Below are 18,093 nucleotides of genomic sequence, written 5' to 3'. Positions count from 1 at the left end.
CAATCCGACCCCAGGGCATCCCGACCTCACGGGTTGGGGCCATTTGGCCGGGGGGACTGATTTTTATCAGACATCTCGATTACGGTGAGCAGCCATGCTCGTCGTCACATCGAACCTCGAAGCCGTCACCGTCCACGCGGAGGGGGCGCTTTGTACGCGGGTCGCCACGGTTCCCATGGCGGGAGGGATGCTGCCCTCGCAGGTGCGAATCAATGGCCTGCCCTTGTCGTTGCAGCCAGGCTCGCTCCGGGCGTCCGTGGTCCACGGCCCGTCGGGGCTCGCCGTGCGCGACCTTCGTCCCACCTACGACGTCCAGCTTCCGCCCGAAGTCGACGTGCCCACGGAGCACCGTGCCGTCGAGGAGGCCGAGCACCGCCTCTCCGACCTCACGCAACAGCTCGCCCGCGTGGGTCAGGAGCTGGAGGCGCTGTCGAAGCTGTCCCCTGGATTCCCCCCCCGACCGAAGGAAGCACAGGAGCCCCGGGACGCCCCCGTGTCCGCGATGCTGTCGCTCATGTCCTTCGTGGACACGGAGCTGGCGGCGCTCCATTCGCGGAAGCTGGAGCTGGAGCGGCAGCAGCGTGACGCCGAAGCCGAGCTGCGCTTGCGGCGCAGCCGCGTGGCCGAGGCCTCATCATCCGTGCGAGGCCAGCGCGCTCGCGTGTACCGCGCCGTCGTGCTGACGCTGTCAGGCCCCCTCCCCGCGGACCAGGGTGCTCGGCTCGCGCTGGAGTACGCCGTCCAGGGGGCGCGCTGGGTTCCCACCTATGACTTGCGCCTGCCGCGCACGCTGGAAGAGGGGACGCTGCGCATGCGCGCGTCCGTGCTCCAGCGCACCGGCGAGGACTGGACGGGGGTGAAGCTCGCCGTCTCCACCGCGGACCTCGCCCGCCACGCGGAGGTCCCCGAGTTGAAGGCGCTGCGCATTGGCCGCCACCAGCCGCCTCCCGCGCGTTCGGGCTGGAGAGAGGCGCCACCGGGGCTCGAGGAGCTGTTCGCGGGCTACGACGCCAGCCTGCCCACGCCGGTTCAGCCCGAGCCCACGCCCCAGCCCGCCGTCTTCGAACAACCCCGGAAGAAGAACAAGAGCGGCGCCATGCCCATGGAGGCCGAGCCAGACTCCGCCATGGAGGAAGTGGCCGAGCCACCTCCTCCACCACCGGGGGCGGCGCCTCGACGCGCACCGGCGCGCCCCAGCGCCGCGGCCCCGTTCCCAGAGAAGAAGAAGTCCCGGGGCGGCGTCATGATGCCGCGCGCGAGCCGGCCGCCACCTCCGGACCCGTTCAAGGCGGAGGACGAAGGTTCGTTCGACGATGACGAGGACGGGCTCAGCCTGGATGCCGCCTCGCTGGGCGGTGGTGGTGGTGGTGGCGAGCGTTCTCCTCCGAGGCAGGAGCCCTCCGACGCGCTGCTGGACTACGACCGCTTGACGATGGCGCCCGCGGAGGACCTGGGCGCGCGTGGCAGGCTGCAACCGCGTCCCGGGCACGTCACCCGGGAGCTGGTGGCCCTGGCGGAGGTCCACGCGCAGATCGACATCACCGTGCGAGTCGCGCTGAGCCTGCAGCAGACCTCATCCGTTTGGGCGGCCCCCGCGCCGGCCTGGTCGCAGCCGCCACGGACGTCCTCGCCGCACTTCGATGCGCGCTTCGAAGTGGAGACGCGCGCGGACGTGCCTTCGGACGGCGCGTGGCACACCGTGCCGGTGTTGTCGGTGCCGGTGGGGTTGTCCGCGGAATATGTCTGCGTCCCCTCCGTGGAGTCGCGGGCGTTCCGCACGGTGCGCGTGGAGAACCGGACGCCATATCCGCTGCTGGCAGGTCCGGTGGACGTCACGCTGGAGAACGAGTTCCTGATGACGTCTCCTTTGCCCACCATGGCCCCGGGCTCGACGCAGCGGCTGGGGCTCGGCGTGGAGGAGTCCATCAAGGTCGCGCGCAACACGCGCTTTGACGAGGCGACGGGCGGCATGTTCGGCGGCTCGACGATGCTGACGCACCACGTCTCGGTGGAGCTGGCGAACCGGCTGGCCAACCGCGTCCTGGTGGAGGTGTGCGAGCGCGTGCCCACCGTCCCCGCCAGCACGGAGAAGGACATCAAGGTGGAGGAGCTGGAGGTCGCCCCGCTCTGGCAGAAGCGCCTGCCCCTGCCCGGCGAAGAGAAGGTGGAGGGCGAGCGCGCGTGGCGCGTGGTGCTCCAGCCGGGTGAAGCACAGACACTGAAGGCGACATGGACCGTCAAGATTCCGGGCAACAAGATGCTCGGCGGCGGAAACCGGAGGACATGATGGGCACCCCTTTCATCCTGCCCGTGGTCAAGGTCACCGTCCTCGAGGACCGGGCGCTCGTCGAGCGGCGGGGGGAGATTCCCCTGTCCGTGGGAACGCAGCGGCTGGTCATCCAGGGACTGTCCCCGCTCGCTGTGGACCGCTCGCTCCAGGCGAAGGTGGCGGGTGGCACCATCTCCCAGGCGCGCATCCGCAGGGCCGCGAAGCCGCAAGCGCCCGAGGCCGAGCGCGAACACCGCACGGCGCTCGGAAAGCGCGTCGCGGAGCTGGAGCAGGAGCTCCGGCGCGTGGCGGCCGACGAGACCCGGCTGTCGGCCCGGCTGCGGCTGCTGGACACCGCGCGCGTCGAGGTCCACCGCGCCATCTCCGAGCAGGCAGGCGCCGGACAATCGCGGCCGGAGACGTGGCGGGAGCAGCTGGAGACCGTGCGCCGCGAGCAGGTGTCGGCGGACTCGGCGCTCCGTGAGGCGCAGCGCCAGACGCTGCGACTGCGGGAGCAGCTCGACGAGGCGCGGGGCTCGCAGACGGCCGTCGAGCTCCTGGAGCCGAAGGCCGACGTCCAGGCGGAGCTGGAGGTGGGCCACCCCACCGGCGGGCCCGCCACGTTGTCCGTCACGTACCTGGTGCCCTGTACGGCCTGGCGGCCCTCCTACCGCGCCACGCTGTCCCGCGAAGGCTCCGGCGAGTCCGTCACCCTGGAGTGCGAGGCCGTCGTCTGGCAGCGCACCGAGGAGGAGTGGAAGGACGTGGAGCTGGCCTTCTCCACCGCGCGGCCCACGCTGGGCGCCACGCCGCCGCGGCTCCAGGAGGACCGGCTGTGGCTGCGAGACAAGACGGAGCGCGAGAAGCAGGTGGTGGAGGTGGCCATCCGCGAGGAGGTCATCCAGACCGCGGGCGAGCCCGGCGCGGCGCGGCAGGAGGATGCGCTGCCGGGCATGGACGACGGCGGTGAGCCCCTGACGGTGACGGCCCCGCATCGGGCCACCGTGCCACCCGACGGCGAGCCTTATCGCGTCCCCCTGTTCCAGTTCACCGCGCCCGCGGCCTCCGAGCTGGTGGCCATGCCGGAGCAGTCCCCGCTGGTGCACCGGGTGGCCCGCTTCGACAACACGGGCCCCACGGTGTTGCTCGCGGGGCCCGTGAAGCTGGTGCGCACCCACGGCTATGTGGGGCGCGCGCAGCTGCGCTTCACCGGCAAGGGTGAGCGCGTGAAGCTGGGCTTCGGGAGCGAGGACGCGCTGCGCGTGGCGCGCACGGAGGACGTGGGACGGGAGACCAGCCGGCTCACCGGTCGCAAGGTGACGACGCACAAGGTGCGGCTGTTCCTCTCCAACATGGGCGCGCAGGCGGTGCCGGTGGCCATCGAGGAGCGGATTCCCGTCTCCGAGGTGGAGGCGGTGGAGATTCAGTTGCTGAGAGAGAGCACGAAGCCCGCGCCCGCCCGCGTCAGCGAGGAGGGCATCATCCGCTTCGAGCTGACGGCGTCGCCCCGCTCGCAGCAGGAGCTGGCGCTGGACTACGTGGTGACGAGCGCGGCGAAGGTGGCCGGGCTCTGAGCAGGCTCGGGTTCCACCGCGAAACAGCCCTGGGGGGCCGGGACTTCCGCCTCGGCTGCGGCGGCAGCATTCATCCCCCCGGGAGGAAGCCTCATGAGCGTCACTCGCGCGGTGTGCACCGTCGGCATGCTGGTGTCTGCCTGCCTGTCCGCTCCGGCCGTGGGGGCAGCGCCGCCCCCGGAGCAGGAAGCGACGCTCCCACCGCCACAGCTCGCGGTGGAGGTCGGTGGGACGCTATCTCCCATGCGGCATCCCGCGACGGAGGTGCCGACGCTGCGTTCACGGGTGAAGACGGTGAGCGCCCGGAAAGGCGCGGCGCGACTCTCCGGAGGGCTGCACTTCAACCTCGTCCGCGGCTCCGAGCGGAGCGACTGGTGGTGGACGAACGGCATCGACTGGTACCTGGCGGGAGGTGACGTCCAGGTCCTGGCGCTGCGGCCGGGGCTGGAGAAGCGGTTCTCGCTGACGCGAATCGTGACGCTCGGGGTGAGCGCGTTCGGCAGCGCGGCGGAGGTCTCCCTGCCCACGGGCCGGATCGGCGACAACAACTTCTACGAGGGCCGCATGCGCAAGTGGAGCTTCGGCGCGGGCGGACTGGCCGCGATCCAGCTCAAGCTCGGTCGCTATGTGCATGCCCGCATGCACGGCGGATACACGCACTACTTCGAGAAGGCGGGTGGGCTTCGACCGACTCCCGAGGCAGCCCCGTTCACGGTTTCGCTGGATGGGCCGTTCGCTGGGGCGCTGCTTGGATTGGACCTCTAGAAGCCGCGTCGCGCACCTGTTCCCGGACCTGCCGGGCGGCGAGCCCTTGCGGCACGAGCTGGAAGAGCGCATCGCGAAGGAAGCGCCCCGCTGAATTCTCCCACTGGCCCACGCGCCCCAGGCTCCAGGAGCGCGTCACGAAGCTGTTGGCGCGCTCGAGCCGGCATTGCTCGTAGGCCGCCAGCGCCGCGTCCACGGGGCCCTCGCCAGCCAGACACTCCGCCAGCACCACGGCGTCCTCGATGGCCTGACACCCACCCTGCCCCAGGTTGGGCGTCATCGGGTGCGCGGCGTCTCCCAGCAGCGTCACCCGACCCCGGCTCCAGCGGCTGGCAGGCGGCCGGTCGTGGATGTCCGTGCGGAGGATGTTCGCCTCATCCGTCGCGGCGATCAGGTCCGCGATGGGCGCGTGCCACCCGCCGAAGATGGACCGCAGCCGGGCCCGTGTCTCCCCGGGAGCATCCTGCCCACCAGCCGGAGCATTCCGCGTGGCGAACCAGTACGTTTGTCCGAAGCCAATGGGCACCACACCGAAGCGCGCCCCAGGGCCCCACGTCTCTGAGACAAGTCCCGGCGTCGCGCTCGGGACGTCTGGACATACGCCCCGCCAGCTCGTGTAGCCCGAATAGCGCAGCGGCGCGTCGCCCAGCAGCGCCCCACGCACCACCGAGCGCAACCCGTCCGCGCCCACCAGCGCATCGCCCGTCACCGAACTCCCGTCCGACAACCGCACCGTCACCGTCTGGCCGTCGTCGTGAAACGCCGTCACGGTGAGCCCCAGCCGGACGTTCTCCTCCCCGGCATGGGCCAGCAGCACGGACTGGAGCCGCGCCCGGTGGACGCACACCAGCGGCAGCCCCAGCTCCTCCTGAATCCGAGTCACCGGGAGCCGCGTGAGCGCCGAACCCGACGGCCTCAGGATCGCGCTGTCCGTGGGACACGCACCGGCCTGGGCCACCTCGTCACACAGGCCGATGCGGCGCAGGGCCGCCGAGGCGTTCATCTGCACCGTGAGGCCCGCGCCCACCCACTTCAGGGAATCGGCACGCTCGAAGACGGTGACGGAGAGGCCCACGCGCCGAAGCGCGCAGGCCAGGGTGAGTCCACCAATTCCAGCCCCGGCCACGAGAACATGCCTGGGTGATGACGTGCTCATGCGCCGCGCTTTAGCAGGTCTGGCTCGGCGAGTCGCGACGCATGTGCAACCCAGTGACGGGAGGTCAGTGCTGCACCACCGCCACGTAGTTGCCGTACCGCGTCTGGATCTCCGACACGTACTTCACCGGCTCGGAGCCGCGGACATAGCCGTGACGGGCTCGCCGGAAATACTGCGGCTGTTCGAGCAGCAGCATCGCCTTCGCCACGTTGCCGTACCACTTGTTCGGATCCAACCCCTGCTCGATGGCCAGCCGGCGGGCGTCCAGGACGTGGCCCAGCCCCGCGTTGTAGGAGGCCAGCGCGAAGCGCAGCCGCTGCTTGAAGGGAATCTCCGGAGCGATGCGGCCCAGCATCTGGTGCATGTACTTCACCCCCGCGTGGATGCCCTGCTCCGGGTCCTCCAGCTTGACGAAGCCCAGCTCCTTCCCGGTGACGGGCATCACCTGGAAGAGCCCCTGGGCGCCCACGTAGCTGCGCGCCTTCGGGTTGAAGCGGCTCTCCTGGAACATCTGCGCCACCATCAACCGCCAGTCCAGGCCGTACCGCGCCGAGTACGACTGCACCAGGGGGTCGTAGGGCGAGATGCTGCCCTCGGCCGTCGCGAGGCTCGTCGGGGGCGGCTGGTGGCGGCGGCCCTCGAAGTAGCGGCGGCGCGTCATGTTGTACTCGACGCCCCGGTACGTCTTCTTCACGAAGCCATCGAGGAACGCCTGCAGCTTCGCGTTCTCCTTCCGGACGGCGAAGGCGATGCCGTAGTGGCCGTCCTTCCCAGCAGGCTCGCCCTGCCCCGGCAGCGTGAGGGCGGCCTCCACGTCATCCCGGAACACCAGCTCCGCGGCCAGGATGTGGCTGTCGGTGATGGTGTACGGAATCTCGCCGCGCGCCACGCGGTCCAGGAGCGCGCTGATCTCCTGGTCCTCGGGCTCCTCGACGACGTTGAAGCCGTGCGCGCCCTTCAAGGCGCTCAGCGTCGCGGCGTGGCTGGTGCCCTTCGGCACATGAACCGTCTTCCCCTTCAGCGCCTCCAGCGACGCGAGCTTGGGGGCTCCGCTGCGCTGGACCAGCACCTCGTCCGTGTAGAGGTACGGGCGGCTGAACGACACCAACTCCCGGCGGGCCGCGGTGTCCGTCATCGCCGCGGCGATCAGGTCCCCGCGCCCTTCCCTCAACCACGGGATGAGCTGGTCGAAGGTCGGCGGCACGACAATCTCCAGCCGGACGTCGAGCTCCTTCGCGATCATGTTCGCCAGGTGGTAGTCGAAGCCGGCCTGGTCGCCGCGGTGGAGGTAGTAGCTGACGGCGCTGTTGCGCGTGAGCACGCGCAGCACGCCACGCTTGCGGATGCCGTCCAGGTCCCCGGTGAACCGCTTCTCGCGGTACTCCGTGAGGGCGAACTCCACCAGGAACGTGTTCAGCGCGGTGCGGAGCTTCGGGTTCTCCAGCCGCATGGCCCACGCCAGCGGACGGGCCTTGGCGACGGGAAAGAGTCCTTCCACATCCGTGTTGTACGTCTCGATGGCCGCTAGCAGGTGGCTGTCCACCACCGTCAGGGGAAGCTCCCCGCGCGACACCTGCCACACCAGGTGCTCGGGCTCGGCGGACTCAGGGGCCTCCGCGATGACGAGCCCCGGGGCCTCCTTCTTCGCCAGCGCCTGGAGCGACGCGGCGAAGGTGGAGCTGGCGCGGACGTGAACGGTGCGGCCCGCCAGGTCCTCCACCTTCCGCGGCAGGTTGTCCGCGCCCCGGCGGCCCACGACGACCTCGTTGACTCGCGTCAGGGGGCGCGTGAAGGCGACCTGCTTCTCCCGGTCCTTCGTCACCGCCAGGTCGGCGGCGATGACGTCCCCGTGGCCCTCCTGAAGCAGCGAGATGAGCTTGTCGAAGCTGTCCACGGTGAGGAACTCGACCGCCAGTCCGTGCTTCGCCCCGAAGCGCTCCAACAACGCCCGGTCCTGCGCCTTGGGCATGCCCTGGCGCGGGAGGAAGTCCTCGTCGGTGCCCTCCACCAACACGCGCAGCACGCCCCGCTTCTGGAGCTCCGGGAGGTCTCCCTTGAACGGAGGCTCCTTCATCCGCGCGCTCACCGACTCCGTGGTGGCGCCCGTGGGCGCAAGGGCCGCTTCCGGAAAAGGTGAATCCTCCGGGTTCGCCGAGGCCGCTGAAGCAGGTGCCGGCGGTTTCGCCGGAGCCTCCGCAGACTCCTTCTTGCAAGCGACCAACAGGAACAGGGCGGCGGAGACGAGCCACCGCGCGGACGACGGGCTTGGACGGACCAACGGCATCAGGATGTACCCCCTGGGCACGGATGTCCGCGACGCGCCGCCCCCAGGACGGAGGCGCTCGAACACCCTCGGCGTAAATCTCTACCCGATTCCGCACGGTCGATTGAACCCACCCCTGGCCTTGACTTGCCGGGTGGATTCCGAAGCGCGGCGGACGCGCACACATGCGCACTCACGTTGAGTGCGCGGCTCACCCGAACCAACGACCCGCTTCGGGCGCGAAGACGCGGACGCGTTCAGCCAGCGACGGCGGCAGCCGCGCGCGCAACGTGGCATGGACGGCGTCAGGAGGAAGCGCCTGGCTGAAGTGCATGAGGACCAGTGCCTCGTTGCGGAACTGGTCCGCGCGCGCGAGGAGTTCGTCCAGGTGGAGATGCGCCTTTGCCTGGGCGTCCTGCACGGAGTGGTGCGCGTCGACGAAGGTGCACTCGAGGATGAGGACTCGCGAGTCGAACAGGCTCGGCTCCGTGTCCAGGACGCGAGACACGGTGTCGGTGGCGTAGGCCAGCTCCAGCCGCTCCACTTCGTCAAAGAGCGCTTCGCCCGCTTGCCTGCGCCTGGCGATCTCCTGAGGCGGCAGTGACTGGTGCTCGGGACGGAGCTTCGCGACCCGGCGGAAGAACTGATACCCGAGCGACGGCACCGGATGATGCGTCCGGAACGCGCGGACGAACAGCCCATGCCCCAGGGGCCGCACGTCCCCCGGCAACATCGGCACCGTGTCCACCTCCATGGAGGTGTGGTGCAGGCGCGACATCACGGCGAGCGACGCCTGGACGTTCTCCTCGATCTCCGCGGGCAGGAAGACCTGGGGTGCCCCCTTGCCAATGAGCCGGCGGATGCCGAGCAGCGAGCCCAGCCCGCTGGCATGGTCCGGGTGCGCGTGGCTCAGGAAGATGCGGTCCGAGCCACAAAAGGAACGAATGGGCAGCCCCACGTCGAGCACCACGTCCAGCTCGGGCACCTGGAGCGACGTGTACACGCCGCCCACGGAGACGCCTCGGACCGTGTAGGGACCTGCCTGGACTTCAGTGAGCGATGTACGCATCGTTGCGACTCCCCTCCAGTCAGGGCCCTATATGGAAAACGCCTCTCTTCAGGAAGTCGTCGCGCCGGAAGGCATCTGCTACGGCTGCGGCAGCAAGAACCCTCACGGCCTGCACATCCAGAGCTACTGGGATGAGGACGGCATCCACGTGGTGGCTCGCCACACGCCCGATGACCGGTACAGCGGCTGGCCGGACCTCGTCTACGGCGGGTTGATTGCCATGCTGGTCGACTGTCACTCGAACTGGACGGCGATGGCGTACCACTACCGCGCGGAAGGCCGCTCACCTGGCAGCTCGCCGGCCATCGAATGCGTCACCGGGAGCCTGGGCGTGAAGTTCATCAAGCCCACGCCCATGGGCGTCCCACTCACCCTCCGTGCGCGGGTGGAGGGCGAAGTCGGACGCAAGAGCCGAGTCCTCTGTGAGGTCTTCGCCGGCGAGACGCTGACCGCGGTGGGCGACTCCATCTTCGTCCGCGTCGACACGGCCCGGTTGAAGGCCGCGGCGCACGGCCGCGAAGGCTGACGCGACAGCCCCGAGCCCTACCCCTTGTCGGGCACTGGCAGGCCCAGCTCGGCGCGCAGCTCCGCGGCGCCGCGCCCCATCTGGTACCGGCGATGGTTCTCCGCGGTGCTGAAGCTCCGGGTCTCCATCCGGTCCACGTAGAGCGCGCCGTCCAGGTGGTCCAGCTCATGCTGGAGGATGCGCGCGTACCAGCCCCGGGCCTGGATTGTCACGGACTGGCCGTGCTCATCGAGCGCCTCCACGCGCACGGCGCTGGCGCGCGACACCAGGGCCGCGAAGCCCGCCACGCTCAGGCACCCTTCGTGGAACTCCGCGGGTGCCGCGTCCTCCACCACCAGCCTGGGATTGATGAGGACGTGGAAGGGAACGGGCCTGCGTCCTCGCGCCGCCAGCTCCCTCTCCGACAGGCCCGCCTGATACTCGGCCCGGTCCTCGATGACGACGACTCGCAGGCCCACGCCCACCTGGGGCGCCGCCAGCCCGACACCGGGCGCGTCCCGCATGGTGTCGCGCATCTGCTCGATGAGTCGCGCCGTCTCCGGGCTGGCAAGCTCCTCCGGCGTCAAATCGCGCGCCTTGCGCCGCAGCACCGGGTCCCCCGCCTGGACAATCTTGAGCACCATGCCGCCAGCGTAGCAGGGCCCGCTACGCGCCGGACTGACGACGGCGCTCCACCCACTGCCGTCCGGGGGTGGTGTCCACTCCGCACCGTTCCAGACCAGGGAAGACGACGTCATGCAGGGCCTGGATGAACACCTCGAGCTTGCGCGCATGCGGCAGCACGCCGTGCGCCAGGAGCGTGGCGCTGTCCGCAGCGGACAGGCCCTTCGCGAAGAGCCTGGGCGACACGCTCTCCTCCAGCATCTCAGGCAGGTACGGCGACAGGAGCGACACGTCGCCCGCTTCGGCGGCATGCGTGAGGCAGGCCCACCCCAGGCGGCTGTGCGCGACCTCGTCCCGAAGGATGTCCCGAAGCACCGCGCGCACCCGCGGCGGTCCTTCCACTGCCAGGACCGAGGTCAACCCGGCCGTGCTCTCTGTCTCCGAGATGCAGCAGGCGGCGACGACTTCGTAGAGCACTCGCTCGCGAAGGCCGAGGTCTCGCGGCGCGGTCTCCCGCGCCACCAGGGGCACGGGCGGCATCACCTCTTGCCCGTAGGCGCGCGCCATCAGCTCGCACATGCCCGCGTGGCGCCGTTCGTCCTCCGCCGCGCGGCGCGCGAGCTCCACCAGCGCTTCGGGAGTGGTCAGCGCCTTGAGCGCTCCCGCCAGCCGGGCGAAGCGCAGGCTCGCGTCCAACTCCCCCTGCCTGCGGAAGACCCAGGTCTCCGCGACGAGCTGCCGGAGCGCGGCCGGCATCGTTCTCCCCGGTCTTCGGGGCAGGCCCGGGTCGGCCGGACAGCCATCATCAGGAGCGTCGTTCATGGTGGCCTCGAAGCCCTGAGCGTAGCCGACGTGCGAGACAGGCCGCGCGAAAGGAAGCATTTGTCGCAGCGAGTCATTGCGGTGGGCAGCGCACGGTGCGGACGCAGGCGCGTCCACGCTGATGCTAGGCTGACGCGCCATGGCTCGTCGCAAGAAGGCCGATGAACTGGCCTCCCGCGTCCGAAACCTGCTCGCGATGGACGCCGCGGGCATCATGCGCAGGCTCGAGGCCCGCCAGGATGAGATGTTCGCGCTCTTCTCCCGCCTGCGCAGCCGCGAACCGCTCCTGGACTCCATCGCGTCGCGGTACGCCAGCGGCGCGTTCGACCAGCTCATCCACCTGCCCGAACAGGAGCAAGCCGTGGTGGACCACTTCTACGGCCGCCTGGACGAGCTGCGCTGGTACTTCACGTACACCGAGGACATGCCCGGCACCGCCCAGCTGATCTTCTCCAAGCTGCACAAGCGGCTGGAGGAGTCCTACCGCGTGCTCGTGGTGACGCTGGGCCCGCCGGTTCCGCCAGATGGCTCCCGCGTGGTGGACGTCGAGGCCGTCCGGCACGACGCCGCCGAAGCACCACCGCGAAAGACGCTGGCACGCACCACGCGGCGCGCGTGAGTCGCCCCGCCCACGAACAGGATGACCGAGTGACGGACACGACAGGCCCGGGGAAGAGAACCGACTCGGCTTCACGAGTCATCGCGGCCTCGCCAGAGGCTCTCTACCAGGCCTTCGTGGAGCCCGAGGCCGTGGCGACGTGGCTCCCACCGAAAGGCATGAAGGGCCACGTCCACGCGTTTGAACCCCGCGCGGGCGGGACGTACCGGATGACGCTGTCCTACGACACCGCGGACCACAGCGCGCCCGGGAAGACCTCCGCGCACGAGGACGTCGTCGAGGGCCTCTTCGTGGAGCTCGTCCCCAACGAACGCGTCGTGCAGCGATTCGCGTTCGAATCGGATGACCCCGCCTACGCGGGCACGATGACCATGACCTGGACGCTGACGCCCGTCGCCGGGGGCACCCGCGTCACCATCACCTGTGAAGACGTGCCCGAAGGCATTCGCCAGGAGGACCACATCGAGGGACTGACCTCGACCCTGGCGAACCTCGCGGCCTACACCAGGTAGCCGAACGCCCGTGCCTCACGCCGCGGGAGCAGGCGCCGCCGCCACTCCGGCATCACCGGCCTGGCGCTTCGGCGAGAGCTTCCGCATGGACGTCTTGCCCACCACGACGTCCACCATCTTCTTCGCGCGAGTCCAGACGCTCTCCTGCACGTAGGGGATGCCGTACTTCGCGCAGAGCGCCTTCACCTGCGGCTGCACCTCCCGGTACTTCAGCATCGGCAGGTCCGGCCAGAGGTGGTGCTCAATCTGGTAGTTCAGCCACAGGTGGGCGAAGTCGTTCAGGTCTCCGCCCGTCCGGTAGTTCGCGCTGCCAATCACCTGCTGCACGTAGCGCTCGCCACGGCTCTCCGGCTTCGAGTCGAACCGGTACAGGTCCTCACCCGTGTGGTTAGGGCCCACCACCAGGAACGTGTGCAGGCTGGTGAGGACGTCCGCCATCACCGAGTTGCAGAACGCGCTGAACGACGCCCACGGCCCCAGCACCAGGTAGAGCGCCGGGAAGAGCCCGAACTGCACGGCCGAATACGGCAGATAGCAGCTCAGCAGCAGCTCCTTCAGCTCCTCGCGCGTCAGGTCCCCACCCTTGCGTCGGCCCTTGCGGCGCAGCGAGCTGAGCGTCTCCGGCGCGTAGTAGCTGGCCCGCCACGTCAGCGCGAGCAGCGCGAGCTGCACGTACCGCAGCGCCAGCGAGCGCTCCGGGTTGCGCAGCGTCCCCTCCGCGTTGCGCTCCAGGAGGTCGGGGTCCGCGTCCTCGCCGGTGTGCGAGTGGTGGAGCACGTTGTGCTCGAACACCCAGGCCTCCGGCAGCATCCAGTCGAGCCAGTCGAGGTAGCGGCGGCGCCCCTTCGCGAAGCCCTTGCCCGTGCGAGACGCCGGCAGTCCCGGCACCCTGTCATAGCCCCGGTGCCCCACGTGGTGCATCAGCAGCCAGCGCGTGGACCGCCCCACGCTGAGCGCCGCCGCGCTGAGCGGGTTCGGCGCCAGCCAGCACGTCGCCGCGCCCAGCACGGTGGCCGCCCTGCCCCAGCGCTCAATCTTCCGGAGGTGCGCCGCATCCGCCTCGCCGAGCGATGCGTCCAGTTGCTCTCGCAGCGCCTTCAGCTCACGGAGAAACCCCTCCACGTCCACGGAAGAAATGTCGAAGTCGGGGGCGGGCTGGGACGGCATGAAGAGCTCTCCTGGGTCACGGAGGTGGCGCGAGGGGGAAGGAGGCAACGGCGCGGCGCGAAAGGTAGCCGCCAGGGTCCGCGGGCGTCCAGCCACGCTTTCCCTCGGCCCCTGCTTCCGCTTGAGGCCATGCGGAGGCACGAAGCGCGGGTTATACCCCGCACTCTGAGTCCGCCCCCACGGGGTGGCGACTCACGCCCTTCGAAAGCAAGGTTCCGACATGACAGACCTGTTCGCGCCCCTCGAGCTCCGAAAGAGCGTCATCGCGCCCAACCGCATCTGGCTGGCGCCCCTGACGAACACCCAGAGCCATCCCGATGGCTCACTCTCCGACGCGGAGCTTCGCTTCCTCGCGATGCGCGCCGACGGCGGCTTCGGCATGGTGGAGACGTGCGCCGCCTACGTCTCGCAGGACGGCAAGACGTGGCCAGGAGAGCTGGGCGTGCACGACGACGCGATGCTGCCCGGGCTGAAGCGCCTGGCCGCGCGCATCCATGAAGGGGGCGCCCTGCTCTCCGCGCAGCTCTTCCACGGCGGACTGCGCGCCAACGCCGAGGTCAGCCAGCGCGAGGTGTGGAGCGCCAGCGCGTATGACGCGGACGGCCTCCGCTGCCGCGAAGCCACCGAGGCCGACATCCAGGGCGCCATCGCGGCCTTCGCGAGCGCGGCGCGCCGCTGCGCCGAGGCGGGGTTCGACGCCGTGGAGCTCCATGGCGCGCACGGCTACCTGCTCTCGCAGTTCCTGAGCACCGTCTTCAACCGCCGGCAGGACCGCTGGGGCGGCGCGCTGGAGAACCGCTGGCGCCTGCTGCAGGAGACCGTGCGCGCGGTGCGGCGCGCGGCGCCCTCCCTGGTCCTCGGCGTGCGCCTGTCACCGGAGGACGCGGGGCAGGCCAAGGGCCTGGACCTGGACGAGTCGCTGGAGGTCGCGCGCATGCTCACGAGCGAGGGCGTGGACATCCTCCACCTGTCCCTGTGGAAGGCAGCGCTCAACACCCGGAAGCGGCCTGAGCAGCACGCGACGCCGCTCTTCCGGCAGGCCGTGGGCCCCGGTGTTCGCATCGTCGTCGCTGGCGAGGTGCGCACGCGCGAGGAGGCAGAGGCCCAGCTCGCGCGCGGCGCGGACGCCGTGGCCGTGGGCCGCGCGGCCATCGCGAATCATGACTGGCCGCGCCGCGTGCAGCGAGGCGTCGCGCTCCAGGTGCCGCCGCTGTCCCCCAGCGCGCTCAACGCCGAGGGCCTGTCCGACGTCTTCGTGAACTACATGCGCAACTGGCGCGGCTTCGTGACGGACCAGCCCACCTGAGGCCGCGTGTCAGCGCCGGGTGCCCGGGGGCGCCGCGGTGATGCCCAGGTACTCCTGGAGCGGCTTCACTTCCAGGTCCGCGCGCTTGAGCGACTCCAGCGCGCCCACCGCCATGCGCGCCGCCTGCACCGTCGTGTAGTACGGCACCGAGTGCATCAGCGACTCGCGGCGGATGGAGAAGCTGTCGGCGATCTCCTGCTTGCCGAAGGTGGTGTTGATGACCAGCACGATTTCGCCGTCGACAATCTTGTCGACGATGTTCGGGCGGCCCTCCTTCACCTTCTGCACCACCTGCGCCTCGATGCCCTTCGTCGCCAGGTAGGTGTGCGTCCCCGCGGTGACGATGAGCGAGAAGCCCATGCTCCGCAGGCGACGCGCCAGGTCCACCACCGCCGGCTTGTCGTCGTCCTTGACGGAGATGAACACCTTGCCGCTCTTGGGCAGCTTCACGCCCGCGGCGAGCTGGCTCTTGGCGAAGGCGGACGCATAGTCGTTCGCCAGGCCCATCACCTCGCCGGTGGACTTCATCTCCGGCCCGAGGATGACGTCCACGCCCGCGAAGCGCGCGAAGGGGAACACGCTCTCCTTCACCGCCACGTGCTTGAACTCCGGCTCCTGCGTGGCGCCCAGCTCCTGGAGCGTCTTGCCCACCATGCAGAGCGCGGCGATCTTCGCCATCGCCACGCCGGTGGCCTTGGAGATGAACGGCACCGTGCGGCTCGCGCGCGGATTCACCTCCAGGATGTAGATGGTCTTCCCCTGGATGGCGAACTGCACGTTCATCAGGCCCACCACGCCCAGCTCGCGCGCCAGGGCGATGGCCTGGTCCTTCATCCGCTCCACCAGGTCCGGCGACAGCGAGTGCGGCGGCAGCGTGGCCGCGGCGTCACCGGAGTGCACGCCCGCCTCCTGGATGTGTTCCAGCACGCCGCCAATCATCACCGCGCCGGTGCGGTCCGCCACCAGGTCCAGGTCCACCTCGATGGCTTCCTTCAGGAAGCGGTCGATGAGCACCGGGTGCTCGGGCGAAGCGCTCACCGCCTCGCGCATGTACCGCTCCAGGCTGGATACGTCGTAGACGGTCTCCATGGCCCGGCCACCCAGCACGTAGGAGGGCCGCACCATGACGGGGTAGCCGATGCGCTCGGCCACCTTGAAGGCCTCCGCGTGGCTGCGCGCGACGCCGTTCTCCGGCTGCTTCAGGCCCAGCTTCTCGATGAGCTTGGAGAAGCGCTCACGGTCCTCCGCGCGGTCGATGGCGTCCGGCGGCGTCCCAAGAATGGGCAGGCCCGCCTTCTCCAGCGGCACGGAGATGCGCAGCGGCGTCTGGCCGCCGAACTGGACGATGGCGCCCACCGGCTTCTCCCGCTGGGACACCTCGAGCACGTCCTCGATGGTCAGCGGCTCGAAGTACAGGCGGTCCGACGTGTCGTAGTCGGTGGACACCGTCTCCGGGTTGCAGTTGACCATCACCGTCTCGTAGCCGGCCTCGCGCAGGGCGAAGGCCGCGTGGACGCAGGCGTAGTCGAACTCGATGCCCTGGCCGATGCGGATGGGGCCGCTGCCCAGGATGAGGACCTTCTGGCGGTCCGTGGGGGGCGCCTCGTCCTCCTCCTCGTAGGTGGAGTACAGGTAGGGCGTGTACGCCTCGAACTCCGCGGCGCAGGTGTCCACCCGCTTGAAGACGGGCCGGATGCCGCGCGCGTGCCGGTGCGCCCGCACCTCATCCTCCGGGTAGCCCAGCAGCTTGCCCAGGTACTTGTCGGAGAAGCCGTGCGCCTTGGCCTGCCGGAGCACGTCATCCGGGAGCTGGTCCAGGCGGCCGTACTCCTGCAGCGACTGCGCCTCGTTCACCAGCATCTGGATGTAGCGCAGGAACCACGGGTCGATGGCGGACAACGCGTTCACGTCCTCCACCGTCATGCCCTCGCGGAAGGCCTGGGCCACGAACCAGGGGCGCTCCGGGCGGGGGATGCGCAGCGCCTCGCGCAGCACCTTCTCCCGCTCCTCCTTCTCCGCGGGCAGCTCCGGAGACTCCAGGCCCACGCGGCCCAACTCCATGGAGCGCAGCGCCTTCATGTACGCCTCCGGGAAGGTGCGGCCAATGGCCATCACCTCGCCCACCGAGCGCATGCTCGTGGTCAGCGTCCGGTCCGCGTGCGGGAACTTCTCGAAGTTGAAGCGCGGCACCTTCACCACCACGTAGTCCAGCGTCGGCTCGAACGAGGCCGGCGTGTCCCGGGTGATGTCGTTGCGCAGCTCGTCCAGCGTGTAGCCCAGGGCCAGCTTCGCGGCGATCTTCGCGATGGGGTAGCCCGTCGCCTTCGACGCCAGCGCGCTGGAGCGCGACACGCGCGGGTTCATCTCGATGACGACCATGCGGCCGTCCTTCGGGTGGATGCCGAACTGGATGTTGGAGCCGCCCGTGTCGACGCCAATCTCCCGGATGATGGCCAGCGACGCCTGCCGCATCCGCTGGTACTCGCGGTCCGTCAGCGTCTGCGCGGGCGCCACGGTGATGGAGTCACCGGTGTGCACGCCCATGGGGTCCAGGTTTTCAATGGAGCAGACGATGATGACGTTGTCCGCCGTGTCGCGGACCACCTCCAGCTCGTACTCCTTCCAGCCCAGCACGCTCTCCTCCACCAGGATGGTGGTGGTGGGGCTGGCCTTCAGGCCCGAGCGGCAGATGGTCTCGAACTCCTCGCGGTTGTACGCGATGCCGCCACCGGTGCCGCCCAGCGTGAAGGACGGGCGGATGATGGCCGGAAAGCCGATGTCCTCCACCAGTTGCATCGCCTGGTCCAGCGTCGTCGCGTAGCCGCTCTTGGGAAGAGCCACGCCAATCTTCTGCATGGCCGCCTTGAAGAGCTGGCGGTCCTCGGCCTTGTTGATGGCCTCCAGGGACGCGCCGATGAGGCGCACGCCGTACTTCGCCAGGATGCCCTGCTCCGCCAGCGCCTTGGCGAGGTTGAGCGCCGTCTGGCCACCCATGGTGGGGAGGAGCGAGTCCGGCCGCTCCGCGGCGAGGATGCGCTCCGCCGCCTCCACCGTGATGGGCTCGATGTAGGTGCGATGCGCGAACTCAGGGTCCGTCATCACGGTGGCGGGGTTGCTGTTGAGCAGCACCACCTCCACGCCTTCGTCCCGGAGTGCCTTGATGGCCTGTGTACCGGAGTAGTCGAACTCGACGGCCTGCCCGATGACAATCGGACCCGAGCCAATCACCAGAACCTTGCGGATATCGGTACGCTTGGGCATCGGGGCGCCCCCATACCAACCTCCGCCCCCACATGCGAGGACTGTGTTGAAGCCGCCCGCTCGCACGGACGCCGGGCCCCGCCCGCTGTCCTCTGCTAGGCTCCGCCGCCCACGGAGGTTCCATGCGCCACTGGTCCCTGGCACTGCTCATTTCGCTCGCGTCCCCCGCCCTCGCCCAGGA

At 69.9% G+C, this 18,093-nt stretch carries 14 protein-coding genes; 7 read left to right on the top strand and 7 right to left on the bottom strand.

Going from position 1 to position 18,093, the window contains the following annotated elements:
• The first annotated feature begins 94 nt into the window (after nt 1-94).
• The 3 genes from HV824_RS25005 (at nt 95) to HV824_RS24995 (ending at nt 4,608) form a co-directional block, all read left to right on the top strand.
• Nucleotides 95-2,287 (top strand): mucoidy inhibitor MuiA family protein, encoded by a 2,193-nt coding sequence (locus tag HV824_RS25005; protein WP_176415419.1) that lies wholly within the window; start codon nt 95-97, stop codon nt 2,285-2,287.
• On the top strand, nt 2,287-3,843 hold the full coding sequence (locus HV824_RS25000) for a mucoidy inhibitor MuiA family protein (protein ID WP_176424420.1): 1,557 nt from the start codon (nt 2,287-2,289) through the stop codon (nt 3,841-3,843). The genes HV824_RS25005 and HV824_RS25000 overlap by 1 nt, the downstream gene beginning before the upstream one ends.
• 93 nt (nt 3,844-3,936) lie before the next feature.
• Nucleotides 3,937-4,608, top strand: coding sequence for a hypothetical protein (locus HV824_RS24995; RefSeq protein ID WP_176424418.1), 672 nt, complete (start codon nt 3,937-3,939; stop codon nt 4,606-4,608).
• Here HV824_RS24995 and HV824_RS24990 read toward each other — a convergent pair.
• The 3 genes from HV824_RS24990 to HV824_RS24980 all read right to left on the bottom strand — a co-directional run bounded on the left by HV824_RS24990 (nt 4,553) and on the right by HV824_RS24980 (nt 9,096).
• A complete protein-coding gene (locus HV824_RS24990) occupies nt 4,553-5,734 on the bottom strand; it encodes an FAD-dependent monooxygenase (RefSeq protein WP_368738103.1) in 1,182 nt (393 codons plus the stop codon). The genes HV824_RS24995 and HV824_RS24990 overlap by 56 nt on opposite strands.
• Nucleotides 5,735-5,828: 94 nt before the next feature.
• Nucleotides 5,829-7,838 carry a transporter substrate-binding domain-containing protein gene (locus HV824_RS24985; RefSeq protein WP_303623440.1) on the bottom strand — a complete coding sequence of 670 codons (2,010 nt, stop codon included), beginning with the start codon at nt 7,836-7,838 and terminating at the stop codon, nt 5,829-5,831.
• Between the two features lie 400 nt (nt 7,839-8,238).
• Nucleotides 8,239-9,096, bottom strand: coding sequence for an MBL fold metallo-hydrolase (locus HV824_RS24980; protein ID WP_176424415.1), 858 nt, complete (start codon nt 9,094-9,096; stop codon nt 8,239-8,241).
• A gap of 31 nt (nt 9,097-9,127) precedes the next feature.
• Between HV824_RS24980 and HV824_RS24975 the strand changes: the two genes are divergently transcribed.
• Nucleotides 9,128-9,622 (top strand): PaaI family thioesterase, encoded by a 495-nt coding sequence (locus HV824_RS24975; RefSeq protein ID WP_176424414.1) that lies wholly within the window; start codon nt 9,128-9,130, stop codon nt 9,620-9,622.
• A 17-nt stretch (nt 9,623-9,639) separates the two neighbouring features.
• Here the strand turns inward: HV824_RS24975 and def are convergent, their stop codons facing one another.
• A complete protein-coding gene (gene def, locus HV824_RS24970) occupies nt 9,640-10,245 on the bottom strand; it encodes a peptide deformylase (protein WP_176424413.1) in 606 nt (201 codons plus the stop codon).
• A 22-nt stretch (nt 10,246-10,267) separates the two neighbouring features.
• The gene (locus tag HV824_RS24965; protein WP_255208322.1) at nt 10,268-10,981 is read right to left on the bottom strand and encodes a ferritin-like domain-containing protein; all 714 of its coding nucleotides are present in this window, start codon (nt 10,979-10,981) and stop codon (nt 10,268-10,270) included.
• Between the two features lie 205 nt (nt 10,982-11,186).
• Here HV824_RS24965 and HV824_RS24960 point away from each other — a divergent pair, with 205 nt between their 5' ends.
• Nucleotides 11,187-11,666, top strand: coding sequence for a hypothetical protein (locus HV824_RS24960; RefSeq protein WP_176415411.1), 480 nt, complete (start codon nt 11,187-11,189; stop codon nt 11,664-11,666).
• Between the two features lie 29 nt (nt 11,667-11,695).
• Nucleotides 11,696-12,178, top strand: a complete 483-nt coding sequence (locus tag HV824_RS24955; RefSeq protein WP_176415410.1) for an SRPBCC family protein — start codon at nt 11,696-11,698, stop codon at nt 12,176-12,178.
• Nucleotides 12,179-12,193: 15 nt separating this feature from the next.
• Here HV824_RS24955 and HV824_RS24950 read toward each other — a convergent pair whose 3' ends face one another.
• Nucleotides 12,194-13,345, bottom strand: a complete 1,152-nt coding sequence (locus HV824_RS24950) for a fatty acid desaturase (RefSeq protein ID WP_176424411.1) — start codon at nt 13,343-13,345, stop codon at nt 12,194-12,196.
• A 220-nt stretch (nt 13,346-13,565) separates the two neighbouring features.
• On the opposite strand from HV824_RS24950, the gene HV824_RS24945 reads away from it, so the two are divergent.
• Nucleotides 13,566-14,651, top strand: coding sequence for an NADH:flavin oxidoreductase (locus tag HV824_RS24945; protein ID WP_176424410.1), 1,086 nt, complete (start codon nt 13,566-13,568; stop codon nt 14,649-14,651).
• A 9-nt stretch (nt 14,652-14,660) separates the two neighbouring features.
• Here HV824_RS24945 and carB read toward each other — a convergent pair whose 3' ends face one another.
• Complete coding sequence (gene carB, locus HV824_RS24940) at nt 14,661-17,912, bottom strand: carbamoyl-phosphate synthase large subunit (protein WP_176415407.1); 3,252 nt, start codon at nt 17,910-17,912, stop codon at nt 14,661-14,663.
• Nucleotides 17,913-18,093 lie beyond the last annotated feature (181 nt).

Source organism: Myxococcus sp. AM009, from assembly GCF_013372605.1.
In the GTDB taxonomy this organism is placed as follows: domain Bacteria; phylum Myxococcota; class Myxococcia; order Myxococcales; family Myxococcaceae; genus Myxococcus; species Myxococcus vastator.
Note: the sequence above shows the minus strand (reverse complement) of the source record. Positions and strands in the feature narration are given on the sequence as shown.

Coding starts and splice junctions, on each gene's coding strand:
- HV824_RS25005 (WP_176415419.1), top strand. CDS start 95: ATGCTCGTCGTCACATCGAACCTCGAAGCCGTCACCGTCCACGCGGAG.
- HV824_RS25000 (WP_176424420.1), top strand. CDS start 2,287: ATGGGCACCCCTTTCATCCTGCCCGTGGTCAAGGTCACCGTCCTCGAG.
- HV824_RS24995 (WP_176424418.1), top strand. CDS start 3,937: ATGAGCGTCACTCGCGCGGTGTGCACCGTCGGCATGCTGGTGTCTGCC.
- HV824_RS24985 (WP_303623440.1), bottom strand. CDS start 7,838: ATGAAGGAGCCTCCGTTCAAGGGAGACCTCCCGGAGCTCCAGAAGCGG.
- HV824_RS24980 (WP_176424415.1), bottom strand. CDS start 9,096: ATGCGTACATCGCTCACTGAAGTCCAGGCAGGTCCCTACACGGTCCGA.
- HV824_RS24975 (WP_176424414.1), top strand. CDS start 9,128: ATGGAAAACGCCTCTCTTCAGGAAGTCGTCGCGCCGGAAGGCATCTGC.
- def (WP_176424413.1), bottom strand. CDS start 10,245: ATGGTGCTCAAGATTGTCCAGGCGGGGGACCCGGTGCTGCGGCGCAAG.
- HV824_RS24965 (WP_255208322.1), bottom strand. CDS start 10,981: ATGCCGGCCGCGCTCCGGCAGCTCGTCGCGGAGACCTGGGTCTTCCGC.
- HV824_RS24960 (WP_176415411.1), top strand. CDS start 11,187: ATGGCTCGTCGCAAGAAGGCCGATGAACTGGCCTCCCGCGTCCGAAAC.
- HV824_RS24950 (WP_176424411.1), bottom strand. CDS start 13,345: ATGCCGTCCCAGCCCGCCCCCGACTTCGACATTTCTTCCGTGGACGTG.
- HV824_RS24945 (WP_176424410.1), top strand. CDS start 13,566: ATGACAGACCTGTTCGCGCCCCTCGAGCTCCGAAAGAGCGTCATCGCG.
- carB (WP_176415407.1), bottom strand. CDS start 17,912: ATGCCCAAGCGTACCGATATCCGCAAGGTTCTGGTGATTGGCTCGGGT.